Consider the following 15,682-nt stretch of genomic DNA (forward strand, 5'->3'; position numbering starts at 1 on the left):
CCTATTATTTAAGAAACAATGAAAAATATAATAACCGTATTGTTTGTGGGAGCTACATTATATTCTTGTAATAAACCCGATCATAAAATAGCTGAAAACAAGGCCGCAGAACCGGAAATCAAAACAATAGAAACAACTGAGGCTGGCGAAACTTCAAGTCAGGAGCTAAAAGAAAATCCGGAAAATAAAAAAGAAGCAGAGGAGCTTTCACCTTTTCCGATTCAGCAAGTTATCAAAGGTTACCTTCCTCTAAAAAATGCCCTGGCTCAGGATGATTCTAAAAAAGCTTCCGATGCGGCTAAAAACCTGTTTTCCATCTTAAAGAAAATAGACATCAGTACAACTGATGCAAAAAACAATTCTGAGTTGCGTGATATTATAGAAAGTGCAGCAGAGAACGCAGAACATATAGGTGAAAAATCTGATGATATAGCTCATCAGAGAGAACATCTGCTTTCCCTGAGTAATGATATCACCGATTTAATAAAAGAACAGGGAACAGGCGGTTTAAAATTATACCAGGATTTCTGTCCGATGTACAATAACGGAAAAGGTGGAACCTGGATCAGCGAATCAGAGGAGATTGTCAATCCATATGAGGGACAGAAAATGATTAACTGTGGCTCTGTAAAAAAAGTATTTTAAATGTAAAAAGAAATGAACCGACACATTAAAAGCATATTTTTAGGGTTTGTTCTCATTTTTTTACTTATTCAGATTATTCAGCCTGCCCGTAATATTGATTACGGGCAGGTTCCTTCAACAGATATTTCAAAGGTTTATAAAGTTCCCGAGAATGTACAATCTGTTTTAAGGCAATCTTGTTATGACTGTCACAGCAATTCTACGCATTATCCGTTCTATTCCTATATACAGCCTTTAAGTTATTATCTTGAAAAGCATATTAAAAAAGGAAAAGAGGAATTGAATTTTAATGAATGGGGTAGCTACAGTCAACGTAAGCAGGCCAATAAATTAGAATCTGTTGCTAATCAGATCCAACAGAAAAAAATGCCGCTTACGTCTTATACTTATCTACATCCGAAAGCTGTGCTTTCTGAAAGTCAGGTAAAAGAAATGGTCCGCTGGATAGAGTTGGTGCAGACTGAAAATAATAAAGCCAATAAGAATTAAAAAGATAAAAGCCATTCTGAAACGAATGGCTTTGTTTGTGGATACAAAAACTTTATTCAGAAGCTCCTGCAGTTCAAATAGATGTTAGTTATTGGCAAACTGTATGTAAACGCAAAGAATAGATAATTGCAATGCTTAATTTTAGAGGGCAAAGAGTTGCGACTTTGTCGCTGATGAGGCTTTAAATAATACATTCGCTTAAAAAGAATCAATGAAATTGATTCCGGCTTTGCTCCCTTAAAATTTTACTATTCAAAAGTGAAGCCTTTGCGTTTTAAATACTACCCTGCAAAGTGTCTTTACATCTGCATAGTACTTTTACACTTATCTATAAGTAATGATCAATAATCATTTTACAGGCTTTGGAAACTTCCTTGTCAAAATAAACTTTGCCATCTTTCAAATCACAATTTTGATATGTACATTTAGATGCAAACTCATTTACTAAAGTTACTTTCCTTAGCAAACTTACTGGATTCACCAATCTATTATTTTTTTTAGTAAGTCTTTTAAGAGTAATAAAATAAATTGAGTTAATTGCTTTTTAACTAGCTTTTCAATTTTTTCTTTTTCTTTTACATTCATAATAGTATTTTTTATTATTAATTACTCAAATGTAATGTGTTGGTTTTATGGAATTGATGGGTATAATTTTTATAAGAAAAATGTTAATAATTTAGCTAAAAGCAAAAGCCACCTCATTTTCACGAGATGGCTTTATGTAATATATAAGATGCTTTTATTTAGAAGCTCCCACGGCTTTTTCAGTCTTTGCTGGTGTATAAGTAACTTTTGAAATATCAACCGTCATTTCCTTCAGACGTTTTGCCACATTTTCAGGCATTTCTTTCTGATATCTTCCTCCGATAACTTCAGCAAGGAATTTTTCGGTTTCAGCATACATCGCCATGCTGTTTACAGGTTTACGGAATCCATGACCTTCATCATCAGCAAGAATGTAGTTTACCTTTTTACCTTTATCACGAAGAGCAATGACAATCTGATCTGCTTCAGCCTGCTTTACTCTTGGATCATTAGCTCCCTGAACAATCAATAATGGTTTATTGATTTTATCTACACTGAATAGTGGGCTTGCATCATGCATACGTTTTTTACCTTCCTCCGTTTTTGGATCACCTACCATCCCATAAAGGAATGCACGGGCAGATTCCCAATAAGCAGGAACAGAATCCAGTAATGTAAATAAGTTACTTGGTCCTACGATATCTACTCCCGCAGCATATACATCCGGAGTGAAAGCCAGCCCGGCCAGCGTTGCATAGCCTCCATAGCTTCCTCCCATGATCACCACTTTGTTTTTATCTGCAATTCCCTGATCGATCAGATATTTTACGCCCCAGGTAATGTCATCCTGCATCAGTTTTCCCCACTGAAGATCTCCGCCATTCTGGAACTTTTTACCATATCCGCCACTTGCTCTGAAGTTAGGCTGAAGCACAGCATATCCTCTGTTGGCTAAAAACTGTACGGTTGAGTTATATCCCCAATAATCTCTTGGACCTTTCGGGCCTCCGTGTACTAAAACCACAACAGGAACATTCTTTCCAGAAGAACCTACAGGTAAAGTCAGGTAAGCCGGAATTTCAAGTCCGTCACTGCTTTTATAGCTGATAGGAGTCATGGCCGCCAGGTATTTTTCAACTTTTTTCAGTTCTGTTCTTGGGGTATACTGGAATATCAGCTGTTTTGTTTTTGCATCGAAGAAATAGGCTTCTGAAGCATATTTATCTCCTCCTACAGAAACCAGGAACTTAGAATAATCATTGGTAGAGCTTGCAAAACCAACCTCTCTTCCAGGGAATTTACTTTGCAGGAATTTGTAGTTAGCTTCCCAGGCTTTATCTTTCCAGTAATATTCTGTTTTATCTCCGGTGTAAGAAGTGTAGATCATTTTTCTTGTATTTCTGTCCAGGAAAAGTCCTCCAAAATCTACTTTATCTTTAGGATCACTTTCTATTTTTGTAATCTGTTTTGTTTTCGGATCCATCAGGAATAGTGCAGATTTATCAAGATCTCCTTTATTGGTTACCAGATAAAACTTAGAATTGTCTTCGTTCCAGTTGGAGATATAAGCACTTTCTGTAACCAGTGTCTCGTAAATAGGAGTCAGTTTATCACCTTCTTTATAAAAAAACTGTGTCGTTCCTTTATCATCCGTTTTGGAAAGAACCCTTAATTTTTCATCCCAGTCAAATTCATAGCTGGTGATACGGTCTCTATTTTCGTAAATCTTTTTCAGTTCTCCTGTAGAAATTTTCACCGAATACAGATCATGCCATGCTTTATCGCGGTTATTCAATCCAATCATCAGCAAATCGGGATCTTTTCTGCTTGCCATGTAGATACTTGCAGTAACGTCTTTAAGCGGTGTAATATTTCTTGATTCCGGAACTCCTTTTGTTACTTTTGCCATAGGATCTACTGCAAAAATATTCATGTTTTCATCCCCGTTATTATCTTTTACATACAGAATATATTTTCCGTCTTCTGTCCAGAAATATCCATTCAACGGGCGTTTGCTGTTTGTTAAAGGACGTGCTTTTTCAAAAGGCTCATCAATTTTTTTTACCCAGATATTCATAATCCCTTCATATTCTTTTGTAAAGGAAATCCATTTCCCATCGGGACTCAGTTGTCCTCCGGAAATTTCCGGGTTACCAAAGAATAAAGCTCTGTCCAGTACCGGGACTTCCTGAGCTTGTGCCGTATGAACTCCTATGAGCAGGAGCAATACATAAAAAATTTTTTTCATGTTGTTAATTTTTAGTTGTTATTAATAAATTGTTGATGATTTTTTAATTTTTTCCTTTAAACCTAATTTATCGAATATCTGCATTGCATTGACGGCCATCATAATTCCTGCTCCTACCGGTTTTATTTCAGGCGCAGATTCATAGATCGTGAAATCATACTGATGCTGTTTCAGTACATTTCCGAGGATAAGTCCTCCGATTCCGGCTCCGATAATAGAAATGGTGCTCATAAGTTAGGACCTGAATTTTAATTTATAAACTTAAAATATAACTCTCCGACACTTTTTTGAAACCGTACTTACTGAAAAAGTTGTGAGCGCCATGATTGTTGACTCCACTTTCTAATAAGATAAAACTGATGTTCCAGCTTTTAGATTCATGAATAGCTTTCTCCAGCAGTTTACTTCCAAGAGACTGGCCTCTCACTGACTGATCCAGAAGCATATCTTCCAGAATAGCATACTTTTTAAAAGGACTGTTGATGACGTTGAAAACCATCATGCCGACTATTTCTCCATTTTCATTTTCTGCAACCAGAATATTCAGTTTGGAACTGCCATCGGAATTAAAATCGGTGATCAGCTGTTCTGTCAGGATCAGTTCAAGATCAGGATTCCAGTGGTGTGAGTCTATGGCTCTGCCGGACATCATTTCGCCATGAGAAATATAAGCATCTGTTTTATGCGTAATAAAAAAGTCTACAAGTTCTTTTACGCGGCTTTTATCGGTAAGCCATTGGGTCGTATATTTCATAAGGTGTTATAATTTTATTTCAGATTTTTCAGCTCTTCCAGCAGTTTATTCTGCTTATTGATAAATTGATTGAGACTGTCTGTTTTCAGAGGATGGGCCTTTTGATATTTTTCAATTTCAGGAAGTGTTTTTCTGATTTTGAATACAAGGTATTGATCATGAAGTGTGGTCCTGTTTGCTTTTATTTTGGCGATGAGGTCTCTGATCGTCTGTGTTTTTACATCATATTTTTCAGCGCTTGCTTTTATCTCTTTTTCAATTTGTTTCTTGGTAATGGAATCTGTAATGGAACCGGATAATACAGTCGCATCATTATAGTATGTTTCCGATTTTTGAATAACATCATCATATTCCGAAATGGAGGTTTCCGTTTCCTTTTGAATATTTTCTATTCTTAAGTCAAGATCCTGTAAAGTTTTATCATTTTTTATAAGCTCCAGATAGATTTCCTGAACAAGATTTCCTTCACGTGAGGAGTATCTGGTATTTTTTTTAATAGCACCGGAAACTGAAGATTCAGCATTGTCAACTGCATTTTCTACCACAGGAGCGTGCTGCGATTTGTTTTCACTGCAGGAAAATAGAGACAAGGCAAGGATAGAAGCGAAAAGTATTTTTTTCATAGTATGTTTTGTTTTAGTTGAAAATCAGCATCATATCCAAAGCTATTAAAGTTAATCATTTCAATGCTAACGCAAGTGGATTAAAGGATATGATTTTAATTAGTTGAATAAACTTTGAAAAATGTTACATCCATAAAAAAACGGAGCCTGAAAAACAGACTCCGCCTATAAAATTTTTACGCTAAAATTATTTACCCAGGTAAGATTTAAGGATCTTGCTTCTGGTATTGTGTTTTAGTCTCTTAATTGCTTTTTCTTTGATCTGACGAACTCTCTCTCTTGTAAGATCGAAAGTTTCACCAATTTCCTCTAAAGTCATTGGGTGTTTTCCGTTCAGTCCGAAGTATAATCTTACTAAATCAGCCTCTCTTGGCGTCAAAGTATTCAATGCTCTTTCAATCTCAATTTGTAAAGATTCAAGCATCAGATCTTTATCAGGACTTGGAGATTCTCCTGAACGTAATACATCATAAAGATTAGAATCTTCACCTTCTACCAAAGGTGCATCCATAGACAGGTGTCTTCCGGAGTTTTTCATAGATTCTTTGATATCTTCCTCGCTCATGTCAAGAACTTCAGCCAATTCTTCCGGAGAAGGTGGTCTTTCATTTTCCTGTTCAAGGTGAGCGTATGCTTTATTGATTTTGTTGATAGATCCAATCTTGTTCAATGGTAATCTTACAATTCTTGACTGTTCAGCCAATGCCTGTAAAATTGATTGACGGATCCACCATACTGCATAAGAGATAAATTTGAAACCTCTAGTTTCATCGTACCTTTTTGCCGCTTTCATTAATCCTAAGTTACCTTCATTGATCAAATCGGGTAAAGAAAGACCCTGATTTTGGTATTGCTTAGATACAGATACTACGAAACGAAGGTTGGCTTTGATTAATTTCTCAAGTGCGGCTCTGTCGCCGGCACGTATTCTTTGTGCCAATTCTACTTCCTCGTCCGCAGTAATCAGTTCCACTTTACCAATTTCCTGCAAATACTTGTCTAATGAAGCAGTTTCCCTGTTGGTAACCTGCTTAGTGATTTTTAATTGTCTCATTTATTTTTTCCTCAAAAAAGAGTTACTATAATATATACGTATGAAAAGGTAAAAAGGTTACACAGGATTTAATATTTTTGTGCAAAGTATACTATAAAATGTATTAATGATTTTTTAATAATAGATTAAATAACTGATAACTAAATTGTTGTGTGTTTTGGTTTATCATTTAAAAAAATAAATATAAATTCTAAAAGAGGTAAATTCATTTACAAACTTTATAATTTCCCTAAATCCTAAATCCTAAATCCTAAATCCTAAATCCTAAACCTTAAACTTTAAACAAAAAAAAACGAAACCGAAGTCCCGTCTTTATATCTAAGATTACTATTGCAGGCTATTATGGTTAATGAACCCGCAACTCGCAACTCGTAACTAGAAAAGTTCGTTTAATACTTTTGCCAGTCTCAATCCTCCGTATAGAAGCTGTCTTTCCATCGTTTCATTAAACTTGTACTGGTAATCGTAAGCTAATTTAGAATCATTTGGAGTCTGTGCATAGATCTTATTGGCGATTTTGTGAGAATCATACAGCCAGTCTTCCAGTGTTCCGGACTGAATCTGTGCTACTTCTTCTTTAGATTTGATATCTAAAAGCTTAGAATATTCGGTGTAGCTGTATTTTTGAGAATCTACTAATTTTCCATCCCAAACAGAGTGTAAATTTGTTTTTTCCCCGAAATAGGTAACATTGATTTTGTTTCCACCTAAATCTTCAGCTCTTCCTACGTGTAGAGGCTGAGCAAGATCTCCCATAATGTGAATAAGGAAGATCAAAGCAATTTTTCTGTCTTTTTCAGAAGTGTTTTTATCTTTGATCTGGCTGGAAAGGGTATTTACCTGAGTATAAAGGCTTGGTCCCGCCTGTGCTTTTAAGTTTTGTTCGAAAGCTTTAAAATCAGTCATCGGATCAATGTTTACATAATGCCATGATGAAGCCTGCTTCCATGCGCCTGTTGTATCAGATTTGATAAAATCCGGCCAGTTTGCCCAGTAAGCCAGACGCTCTTTTCCCATGATCTTTTTAATCTCTCTTCTTGCTTTGCGGGAAAGGTGGTTTTGTGCAATGTCTGCAATCACTCTGTGTCCCGTTAATCCCCACGCATAAGAATAAAGTGAAGAGGCCATGAATGCTAAAATCAGAATTTTAGAATAAATACTTTTCATTTTAAATAACAATTTTCAGTCTGCAAAGATACGGCCCGCTTTCGGAATGAGCATGCTTTATCCTGAATTTATTCCATATGATGATGTTAATAAAATTTAATTTAAATAAAAGAAGCAATTACAGTAGGTTTGACGCTTGGGTTTTTCCGGTAATAAAGGTAACAGAAGAGAACAATACGGATTATAGTTTAGAATCTGAATCACAACCTTACACTTTAAATTTTAAACCTTGAACTTAAATGATAAATGAAAACCCTTTAATCGATTGATTCTGAATAGTTAATTTTAAATTTAAAAAAGCAAATAAATAGGCTGTTTACCGTATTTTCACGGAATTTGTAGAAAATTATTCCTATTAATGTCAATAAATTATTATTTTTAGGATAAAATTGTTGTAAAAATATTTTTTCAAACTTATGAGATATATTATCTTTACAAGTCATAATCAGAGGAAACACTATGTATGAGAATAATATTGTAGATATGCATTACAATAAGCTGCAGACAGACTTTAAGGCTGAAGCTGTGGCTGTAAACCTCTTGAAATACCATCGTGCGGTAAGCAATATCTTCATTGAGCGTGTGGGCGTAAACGACCGTGCTTACCTGAAAGATATTAAAAGTATTTCAAGCAGTTATTTAGGATTTGATGAGGAAGTTTTTACTATAGAGACTTACAGGGAAGGCATTTATGACTATCTTCCGGAAGGTTTATTCCATCCGCCGTCTCTCGGAGCTTCCAGAAAAAATGTAGATACTGTAGTAAGAGAAATCCGGAAGCAGAAAAGGGTAGAAGATGATGCCCGTAAGTTTTTCCGGCCTTTTGAGCTGGAAGTATTTTTTACAGAAATAAGTGCTTTGCTTAAAGAATCAGAATTTGATATTACAAGCAATACAGATTCTTTGCTGGAAACAGTGAGTGAGCTTTGGCCTCTTATAAAAATGCTGGACAAGCAGAACGCTTATATTTTTATGCATATTTTACCGTTTTTCCATCAGATCAGAGGAGACAAAAGATGGTTTGAAAGATGTATGACTGCTTTTCTGCAGGTACCGGTAAAAGTAAGTTTTTCACCTAATATTATTGACGGAATTGAGAAAAATGATAATTCCATGTTACTGGGAAATTCAAGATTGGGCGTCACCTATATTCCAAGCGGACCTCATATGGACGGGCAGCGAAACTGGGTGGTAAACATTGGTCCTATTCCTTACGGGGATATGAAGAAATATATTCCGGGAAGTCCGTTCAGAAATGTGCTTCAGGCTCTGTATGATTATTTTCTTCCTGTAACAGTGGACGTAGAGGAGAATTTTGTTACCGAAAAGAAGGAATATTCATTCAGCCTTGAGGACGATGAAAGAAATGCCAGCCGCCTTGGATACTCTACATTCCTCTAAATTATTTTATTATATTTACAACTACCAACAAAGTATAAATTCGAAAAGAAACAAATGGAAATTTCTTCAGTAAAAGGTATTTTTCTAAGGTATATCTTAATGCCTTTAATCGCTATTATTATGATGGTTATACTCGGTGTAATCAGGAGAAATAAACCTGCGATAAAAATTAAAGTAATTATTATATACGTACTGCTCTGCAGCTTATGTCTGGCTATTCCGGGTGTTTTTGGGTTTGCGGGAAACCTTTTTAATCCGTACTGGTATCTTATTGCACAGGTGATCTATCTTATTTTTGGGATTATTCATGTGAATCTGCTGCATAAATATTTCAAAAAGCACATCGATTCTCTGGCAATGAGCATTCTGTTTGAATCTATCCTTTCTCTGACGTGTATCGCTTTGGGCGGATATCTTTTTACACTGCTCTTCAACCTGATGAGTAAAGGTACAGGATATGCTGTAATGGCAGCGACAAGTATGGTGATCTTTGTGGTTCCGATGGTTTTTTATTACTGCTATATTCAGTTTATCAGCATTCCTTTTGATATTTATAAAACGTGGAGATATTCTCCGGAGCAGAAACTGCCTGATTTTGAAGGTGCCGATTTTGACAGATTAATGGTCCTGAATGTTGAACTGAGCAAAAAATTAGAAGATACCAACCGTTTCAGAATTAAAGCCAAAACACTTCCTACCGGAGTTACTTTCGGAGACTGGTTCTACAGGGTAGTAGATGATTACAATCATAAAAATCCGGGTTCCATTATTCATCTTTCAGACGAGGGAAATGAGCCTTATTACTGGATTTTCTACACCAAAAAATCGTTTTTCAGTTTTAGAAAATATATAGATTTCGACCACGACATTACGACAAACAACATTTCTGAAAATGAAGTGGTGATTTGTAAGAGAGTTATTCAGCATGAAGAGGAGGGAGTCACAAGAAAATCATAACACAAAAAATTAAAAAGTATTAAACATGATACAGCCTATTAAACATTTTGCCATCAATTGGGTGGATGGGATGAAAGTTTCCCAGAGACACCTTAATGATCAGGATAATTTCTTAATCGATACCATCAGAGATTCCAATTCCCTTGGAATTACTACATATAACTACGGGCTTTTACCTATTTCGAACGAATTTACAGACCGTACCATTTTTGACGTTCACAACACGGCAACCAATGATGTACAGCTTGTAATTAAACGTTGCAGCGCCGTTACAATGGCTGGATACCGTATTGAACTTACGGACAGAAGAATCAGTGTGAAGTCTTTGGCGAAATCAATGAATGAAGAGCAGGCAGACGGGGAATATTATATCCTGATCTCTGTAAATCCTTTTGATAAAGTACCTTTTGGAGATATTGATCCTGAAGAAATTCCGCCACGCCATCCAAGTGCACAGCCGAATCATCATATAGAACTGCTTCCTGTAACATCCTTGAACAGCAGCTATTCAGGAGGAAATTATCTTATTATCGGTAAGGTAGATTTAAAAGGAAATATTGCCCAGGTGGATTCCAACTTTATTCCACCTTGTACTTCTGTGCAGAGTCATCCGGCTTTGGTAGATTATTACAGCAGCTATGCAAAATCTATCGGAAATCTTCAGCAGTATGCTTTTAAAATTATCCAGAAAGCTTCTCACAAGAATCAGAATACAGCTTTAGCACAAAACGTTAAGTTTTTGTGTACTACCATGATCAATACTTTTGGTGATATGTATTTCCAGTTCAGAAATATAACACCATGGCAGCCACCTGTATTTTTAATTGAATCTTTTGCAAGACTGGCGCTTCATTTATACAATTCAACCCAGCTTCTTGTTCCGGCAGAACTGGAGGAAATGCTGAACTACAGCTTAGAGTGGAGTGAAATTGCCCCACATACCTTATTGAACCAGCTTTCTATTGTCGCAGAAACGAATTATGACCACCATAATTGTGGTGAACCATTGCTTTATATTCAACAGATGTTGAGAAGCCTTGAAATTATTTTCTCTAAACTGAGCGAGCTTGATTATATCGGTCAGAGAAAAGAAAATATTATCGTTAATGAGCAGGAAGTATCCACGAACATGAATCCAAAAAGAGGTTGGAGTGTTTTAGATTAAAATCATTAATTAAAAATAGAGTCCCGGATGAAAATTCGGGATTTTTTATGGTCGTATTTAGGAAAAATTAAAAGTAAATTTGTTGTAAGGATTGATAAAATGAATTTAGAGGTTATAAGACAGGAGACTCCGGGATGTTCGGATAAGATTTTTTTAAACAGTGCAGGCGCATCATTGATGCCTAAATCTGTTGTGGACACTACCATTAAGTTTTTATATGAAGAGCAGGAGTTTGGAGGCTATACAGCCGCAACTAAAAACACAGGTCTCATCAACCGGTTTTATGATGAAACCGCAAAGCTGATTAATACAAAACCTTCCAATATAGCATTTGTAAGCAGTTCTACAGATGGCTATGCAAAAGCTTTATCCAGTATTGATTTTAAAGAAGGTGACTGTATCATTACCACCAATGATGATTATATCTCCAATCAGATTGCTTTTATTTCTCTGCAGAAAAGATATCATATTGAAATTGTAAGGGTTGCCAACCTTCCTGACCATGAATTGGATCTGGAAGACTTTGAAAGATTAATTAAAAAACATAACCCCAAATTAATTGCTGTCACTCATATTCCGACCAATTCCGGTTTAATTCAAAATGTGGAAGGAGTGGGGAAGTTATGCAAACAATATGATGTTCTATATCTTGTGGATGCCTGTCAGTCAGTAGGCCAGATTGTAGTGGATGTAGAAAAAATCCATTGTGATTTTCTGACGGCAACCGGAAGAAAGTTCATGCGAGGACCTAGAGGGACAGGATTTTTATATGTTTCAGATAAAGTATTAAACCAGAAAATGTATCCTCTGTTTTTAGATAGTTTTGGGGCTCAATGGACATCATTTGATGATTTTCAGCTCAATGATACTGCTAAAAGATTTGAACTTTTTGAAAGACCTTATGCTGCTTTGGCTGGATTTGCAGAGGCTTTACGCTATGCCAATGCGATTGGAATGGATCAGATTGAAAGCTATAACCGCAAGTTGGCAGATACTTTAAGAATCAATCTGCAGAACTACGGTTTCAGAGTGTTGGATCAGGGAAACAGATTAAGCAGTATTGTAACTTTCTGCCAGGCAGATGGAAAGGTTGAAAAAATTCATAAAGCTTTGAGTGATCATAACGTGTTTTTTAAGGAAAACCGCAGACAGGATGCATTAATAGATTTTACCTCTAAAAATGTAGATCATGCGATCCGTTTATCCCCTCATTATTTCAATACAATGGAAGAAATTGAAAAAGTATCACAACTTTTAGAAAATAGTAATTATTAATATGATGGTTTAAAAATCGAAGCGCCCTGGCAATTCGCCAGGGCGCTTCTAATTTATTTTTTATTCAGAAGATCAAGTGTATGTTCTACGTGTCCGCCTCCTTTCCATTCATCGTGTCCGGGGATAATCAAAGTTGCCTGTGAATATTTGTCTTTAAGTTTTGTCATGGTTTTCGGCCATTCTGCAACATTAGCTTCTCCCGTGTACCCAAGATCAACGGCTGCTTTGCTTTTTACAAGACAACCTCCGTCCAGGATTTTATATTTCGGGAACCATACCACTACATTATCCGCAGTATGTCCTTCCCCAAGAAAATCTACTATAAACTCTTCTCCACCAATGCGGTAAGGTTTTCCTGTTTTAATCAGTTCAGTAGAAGTTGCTTTTCCATCTTTCTTCAAAAACTCATTGGTTTTCGCTGTAGCGTAGGTTTTGATACCTTTCTTATTATAAAAGCTTAAATCTCCGGCTCTGTCTTCATGCGAATGAGTGGCAAATACCGCAATAACAGGAAGATTATGTCTTTTCTGAATAGTATCTAAAAGACTTTGATACTGTGTTTTCTGCCACGGAACATCGAATAAGACAACTCCTTTTTTGGTCACCAGATAAACCGCATTGGTAGAATATTCTTTCCCTCCGAATACTCCGAAAGTTTTATAAATATAAAAATTGGGCTGAATCTGTGGTTCAATGACAAAATCTCTTACCTGAGTGGTCTGAGCCGTTGCCAATGGACTTAGCAACATCGAAATAATAAAAAACGGAATGCTTTTTTTCATAATTTTTTTAAGTAATAGTTAAAGGTTGGGTATTTGCCGGAAAGACAAAGCCTGTAGAAAGTTTTGCAAACCTAGGTAAAAATAAATTTTCGGCTCTTTTAAAAATAGAGTTTAACCGTTTTTTAACGATTTCAGGTAAAATTACTTCCGCATATTATAATGTTATAGCAACATATTAATTGGAATTTCAAGTCCTGATTTTACTGTATTCATGGAGACTAATGTTCTGAAATGTTTGATATTATCATTCCCATAAAATATTCTGCGGGTAAGCTGTTCATAATCTTTCATAGAAGAAACAACAATGATCAGTACAAAATCCGATTCTCCCGTTACGTAGTAACATTGCTGAACTTCCGGAGCAGAAGTAAATAGTCTTTGCGCTTGATCTATCAGGTCAATTTTATCTCTTTCAAGAAAAACTTCTACAATAAGAGTAACAGAATGTTTTACTTTCTCCGTATCAATCACAGAAACATCTGCTTTGACGATTCCCGTTTCCCGCATTCTTTTGATTCGTCTCTGTACTGCAGCAGCAGATAGCCCTATATGTTCTCCAATATCTCTTTGTGGAGTAAGATTATTCTTTTGCAGAATTTCAAGGATTTGCAGGTCAAATTGATCAAGTTCATTCATTTTTTCAAAATTAAAGAGTTTTATGAAACAAAATTGCAAATTTATACTCAAATTTCGTGAAAAATCAAGTCATATTTGATGCAATTTTGCATTTCAAATAGAATTTATCATTATGAATGTACTAAAAGGTTTTTGTTTGGCAGTACTAGCTGCTTTATTTTGGGGTGTTTCCGGGACATTTGCACAATTTCTTTTTCAACAGCGGGGTATTAATATTGAATGGCTTATTACCATACGTTTACTCATTTCGGGGATATGCCTTTTGCTGTATGCAAAACTTGCAGATAAAACAGAGCTTTTTGAGATCTGGAAAAATAAAAAAGACGCTATACAACTTGTTGTTTTCAGCATTACAGGAATGCTGGCAGTTCAATATACTTACTTTGCAGCTATAAAATATTCTAATGCTGCTACTGCAACTGTTCTGCAGTATGCAGGACCTGTTATCATTGCTGTATATCTTGCTTTTAAAAATAAAAGAGTTCCTGTTCTGGTTGAAATAGCAGCGATTGTTTTAGCGGTTTTAGGAACTTTTCTACTGGTAACTCATGGAGATACATCCAGTCTTTCTGTCTCGGGAATAGCTTTGTTCTTTGGTCTGGCTTCAGCTGTTGCATTGGCTGTTTATACATTACAGCCGGTGAAACTTTTATCAAAATACAAATCTTCTCTCATCATTGGATGGGGAATGTTTTGTGCGGGCATCGTATTCAGTTTTGTAAAAGCTCCATGGGATATTCAGGGAGTATGGGACATGCAGACATTTGGGTATACGGCATTTATTGTACTATTCGGGACATTGATCGCTTTTTATTTTTATCTGTCGGCTGTTCAGATCATTGGAGGTCAGAAAACAAGTCTTCTTGCGTCTATGGAACCTCTTTCTGCCACAATCTTAGCGGTGCTTTGGCTTAATGTTTCTTACTCTTTAATCGATTGGATTGGAAGTATATTTATTATTTCAACTATTTTTCTGTTGAGCATAAAACCTAAGAAAGTCAAAATAATACAGGAAAGAGCAGACTGATTTAAATTATTTTAAATTGAAAAATATTAGCGTTGAGTTTTTATAGTGCTTTTGGTAAAATGACAAACCTAACAGGTTTTTAAAACCTGTTAGGTTTAGCATAAGTAAAGTTTCGCTGTAAGCTGAAAATCAGAATGATTCATCTTAACTATACTTTTCGCCTTAAATTTCTTAATGGTTGAAATTCTTGAAAAGTCTGAATTTTTTAATGAAAACCTGTTAGGTTTATTTTTTCAGTTGTAATGATTTATTTCTTTACGAGTATTTTCTCAGCGGCTTTTTTGCTTAAAATTTCTGTTTTTCCCTCAATTTCTATCGTCATTGATTTATCAAAACTTTCTATTTTTACAATTTTTACCTTGGTGTTGAGCAGCAATTTCCTGTCATTCAGATACGTAAGGAAAGCATCGTCGGAAAGGGTAACAGAGGCAAAGGTGACAGTTTCTCCCGGCTCACAACTACTTAATTTTTGCAGATCCTGGGCAATGATATTCCCATCTTTATCAGGAATAGGTTCTCCATGAGGATCGAATTTAGGATGATCCAGAATTTCATCCATTTTATCAAAAAAGATTTGAGAATGTACATGCTCAAGCTGTTCTGCAATCTCATGAACGTTTTCCCAACCGAAATTCATTTTCTTAACCAGGAACATTTCGGTAAGCCTGTGTTTACGAACCACCAGCGCAGCTTCACGTCTTCCGCTTTCGGTAACGATTAAAGGCTTATAGGTCTCATAGACCACCCATTTTTTCTCGGCAAATTTCTTCATCATGTTATTGACACTCGGCATTTTTACATTCAAAAATTTGCTGAGTTCATTAATCGTAACCTTTCCTTCATTGTCAACTAAATGAAACAAAGCTTTCAGGTAATTCTCTTCTGTTAGGGTTGTTCTCAAAATGTTAGATGATTTTCATTACAAATCTAACAA

At 35.7% G+C, this 15,682-nt stretch carries 16 protein-coding genes; 7 read left to right on the forward strand and 9 right to left on the reverse strand.

The genetic code is table 11. The features are described 5' to 3' along the window. Positions 1-18: 18 nt before the first annotated feature. Together AB1278_RS11615 and AB1278_RS11620 are read left to right on the forward strand one after the other, a co-directional pair. On the forward strand, positions 19-645 hold the full coding sequence (locus tag AB1278_RS11615; protein ID WP_429814413.1) for a DUF3347 domain-containing protein: 627 nt from the start codon (positions 19-21) through the stop codon (positions 643-645). Between the two features lie 12 nt (positions 646-657). Further along, positions 658-1,134, forward strand: coding sequence for a heme-binding domain-containing protein (locus AB1278_RS11620; RefSeq protein WP_202840605.1), 477 nt, complete (start codon positions 658-660; stop codon positions 1,132-1,134). Positions 1,135-1,873: 739 nt separating this feature from the next. On the opposite strand, the gene AB1278_RS11625 is transcribed toward AB1278_RS11620, so the two are convergent. From AB1278_RS11625 to AB1278_RS11650, 6 genes are all read right to left on the reverse strand, one after another. Next, entirely contained in the window at positions 1,874-3,907 is a 2,034-nt protein-coding gene (locus tag AB1278_RS11625; RefSeq protein ID WP_411413121.1) for a S9 family peptidase, read from the reverse strand. A gap of 21 nt (positions 3,908-3,928) precedes the next feature. Continuing rightward, positions 3,929-4,138, reverse strand: coding sequence for an FAD-dependent monooxygenase (locus AB1278_RS11630; RefSeq protein ID WP_228436669.1), 210 nt, complete (start codon positions 4,136-4,138; stop codon positions 3,929-3,931). A 22-nt stretch (positions 4,139-4,160) separates the two neighbouring features. Beyond that, positions 4,161-4,661, reverse strand: a complete 501-nt coding sequence (locus AB1278_RS11635) for a GNAT family N-acetyltransferase (RefSeq protein ID WP_202840601.1) — start codon at positions 4,659-4,661, stop codon at positions 4,161-4,163. Between the two features lie 14 nt (positions 4,662-4,675). Next, the gene (locus tag AB1278_RS11640; protein ID WP_120231317.1) at positions 4,676-5,284 is read right to left on the reverse strand and encodes a hypothetical protein; all 609 of its coding nucleotides are present in this window, start codon (positions 5,282-5,284) and stop codon (positions 4,676-4,678) included. Between the two features lie 187 nt (positions 5,285-5,471). Continuing rightward, a complete protein-coding gene (locus AB1278_RS11645; RefSeq protein WP_002979276.1) occupies positions 5,472-6,338 on the reverse strand; it encodes a sigma-70 family RNA polymerase sigma factor in 867 nt (288 codons plus the stop codon). 375 nt (positions 6,339-6,713) lie between these two features. Beyond that, entirely contained in the window at positions 6,714-7,505 is a 792-nt protein-coding gene (locus tag AB1278_RS11650; RefSeq protein ID WP_110011560.1) for a S1/P1 nuclease, read from the reverse strand. A 459-nt stretch (positions 7,506-7,964) separates the two neighbouring features. On the opposite strand from AB1278_RS11650, the gene AB1278_RS11655 reads away from it, so the two are divergent. The 4 genes from AB1278_RS11655 to AB1278_RS11670 all read left to right on the forward strand — a co-directional run bounded on the left by AB1278_RS11655 (position 7,965) and on the right by AB1278_RS11670 (position 12,303). After that, positions 7,965-8,906 carry a type VI secretion system baseplate subunit TssG gene (locus AB1278_RS11655; protein WP_202840599.1) on the forward strand — a complete coding sequence of 314 codons (942 nt, stop codon included), beginning with the start codon at positions 7,965-7,967 and terminating at the stop codon, positions 8,904-8,906. A gap of 54 nt (positions 8,907-8,960) precedes the next feature. Continuing rightward, a complete protein-coding gene (locus AB1278_RS11660) occupies positions 8,961-9,863 on the forward strand; it encodes a TssN family type VI secretion system protein (RefSeq protein WP_110011562.1) in 903 nt (300 codons plus the stop codon). Positions 9,864-9,888: 25 nt separating this feature from the next. Beyond that, complete coding sequence (locus AB1278_RS11665) at positions 9,889-11,028, forward strand: hypothetical protein (protein WP_429814424.1); 1,140 nt, start codon at positions 9,889-9,891, stop codon at positions 11,026-11,028. A gap of 99 nt (positions 11,029-11,127) precedes the next feature. Beyond that, positions 11,128-12,303, forward strand: coding sequence for an aminotransferase class V-fold PLP-dependent enzyme (locus tag AB1278_RS11670; RefSeq protein ID WP_429814427.1), 1,176 nt, complete (start codon positions 11,128-11,130; stop codon positions 12,301-12,303). A gap of 53 nt (positions 12,304-12,356) precedes the next feature. On the opposite strand, the gene blaIND is transcribed toward AB1278_RS11670, so the two are convergent. Then, positions 12,357-13,085, reverse strand: coding sequence for an IND family subclass B1 metallo-beta-lactamase (blaIND, locus tag AB1278_RS11675; protein WP_429814430.1), 729 nt, complete (start codon positions 13,083-13,085; stop codon positions 12,357-12,359). Between the two features lie 162 nt (positions 13,086-13,247). Further along, on the reverse strand, positions 13,248-13,721 hold the full coding sequence (locus AB1278_RS11680; RefSeq protein ID WP_202840594.1) for an Lrp/AsnC family transcriptional regulator: 474 nt from the start codon (positions 13,719-13,721) through the stop codon (positions 13,248-13,250). Positions 13,722-13,857: 136 nt separating this feature from the next. On the opposite strand from AB1278_RS11680, the gene AB1278_RS11685 reads away from it, so the two are divergent. Beyond that, the gene (locus AB1278_RS11685; RefSeq protein WP_238349624.1) at positions 13,858-14,748 is read left to right on the forward strand and encodes a DMT family transporter; all 891 of its coding nucleotides are present in this window, start codon (positions 13,858-13,860) and stop codon (positions 14,746-14,748) included. 247 nt (positions 14,749-14,995) lie between these two features. On the opposite strand, the gene AB1278_RS11690 is transcribed toward AB1278_RS11685, so the two are convergent. Next, a complete protein-coding gene (locus AB1278_RS11690; RefSeq protein ID WP_202840590.1) occupies positions 14,996-15,649 on the reverse strand; it encodes a metal-dependent transcriptional regulator in 654 nt (217 codons plus the stop codon). Between the last annotated feature and the right edge of the window lie 33 nt (positions 15,650-15,682).

The organism is Chryseobacterium sp. NRRL B-14798, assembly GCF_050470705.1.
Classification (GTDB): Bacteria; Bacteroidota; Bacteroidia; order Flavobacteriales; family Weeksellaceae; genus Chryseobacterium; species Chryseobacterium cupriresistens.

Excerpts from the sequence above, each read along its gene's own strand:
- AB1278_RS11615 (WP_429814413.1), top strand. The coding sequence starts at position 19 with ATGAAAAATATAATAACCGTATTGTTTGTGGGAGCTACATTATATTCT.
- AB1278_RS11620 (WP_202840605.1), top strand. The coding sequence starts at position 658 with ATGAACCGACACATTAAAAGCATATTTTTAGGGTTTGTTCTCATTTTT.
- AB1278_RS11625 (WP_411413121.1), bottom strand. The coding sequence starts at position 3,907 with ATGAAAAAAATTTTTTATGTATTGCTCCTGCTCATAGGAGTTCATACG.
- AB1278_RS11630 (WP_228436669.1), bottom strand. The coding sequence starts at position 4,138 with ATGAGCACCATTTCTATTATCGGAGCCGGAATCGGAGGACTTATCCTC.
- AB1278_RS11635 (WP_202840601.1), bottom strand. The coding sequence starts at position 4,661 with ATGAAATATACGACCCAATGGCTTACCGATAAAAGCCGCGTAAAAGAA.
- AB1278_RS11640 (WP_120231317.1), bottom strand. The coding sequence starts at position 5,284 with ATGAAAAAAATACTTTTCGCTTCTATCCTTGCCTTGTCTCTATTTTCC.
- AB1278_RS11645 (WP_002979276.1), bottom strand. The coding sequence starts at position 6,338 with ATGAGACAATTAAAAATCACTAAGCAGGTTACCAACAGGGAAACTGCT.
- AB1278_RS11650 (WP_110011560.1), bottom strand. The coding sequence starts at position 7,505 with ATGAAAAGTATTTATTCTAAAATTCTGATTTTAGCATTCATGGCCTCT.
- AB1278_RS11655 (WP_202840599.1), top strand. The coding sequence starts at position 7,965 with ATGTATGAGAATAATATTGTAGATATGCATTACAATAAGCTGCAGACA.
- AB1278_RS11660 (WP_110011562.1), top strand. The coding sequence starts at position 8,961 with ATGGAAATTTCTTCAGTAAAAGGTATTTTTCTAAGGTATATCTTAATG.
- AB1278_RS11665 (WP_429814424.1), top strand. The coding sequence starts at position 9,889 with ATGATACAGCCTATTAAACATTTTGCCATCAATTGGGTGGATGGGATG.
- AB1278_RS11670 (WP_429814427.1), top strand. The coding sequence starts at position 11,128 with ATGAATTTAGAGGTTATAAGACAGGAGACTCCGGGATGTTCGGATAAG.
- blaIND (WP_429814430.1), bottom strand. The coding sequence starts at position 13,085 with ATGAAAAAAAGCATTCCGTTTTTTATTATTTCGATGTTGCTAAGTCCA.
- AB1278_RS11680 (WP_202840594.1), bottom strand. The coding sequence starts at position 13,721 with ATGAATGAACTTGATCAATTTGACCTGCAAATCCTTGAAATTCTGCAA.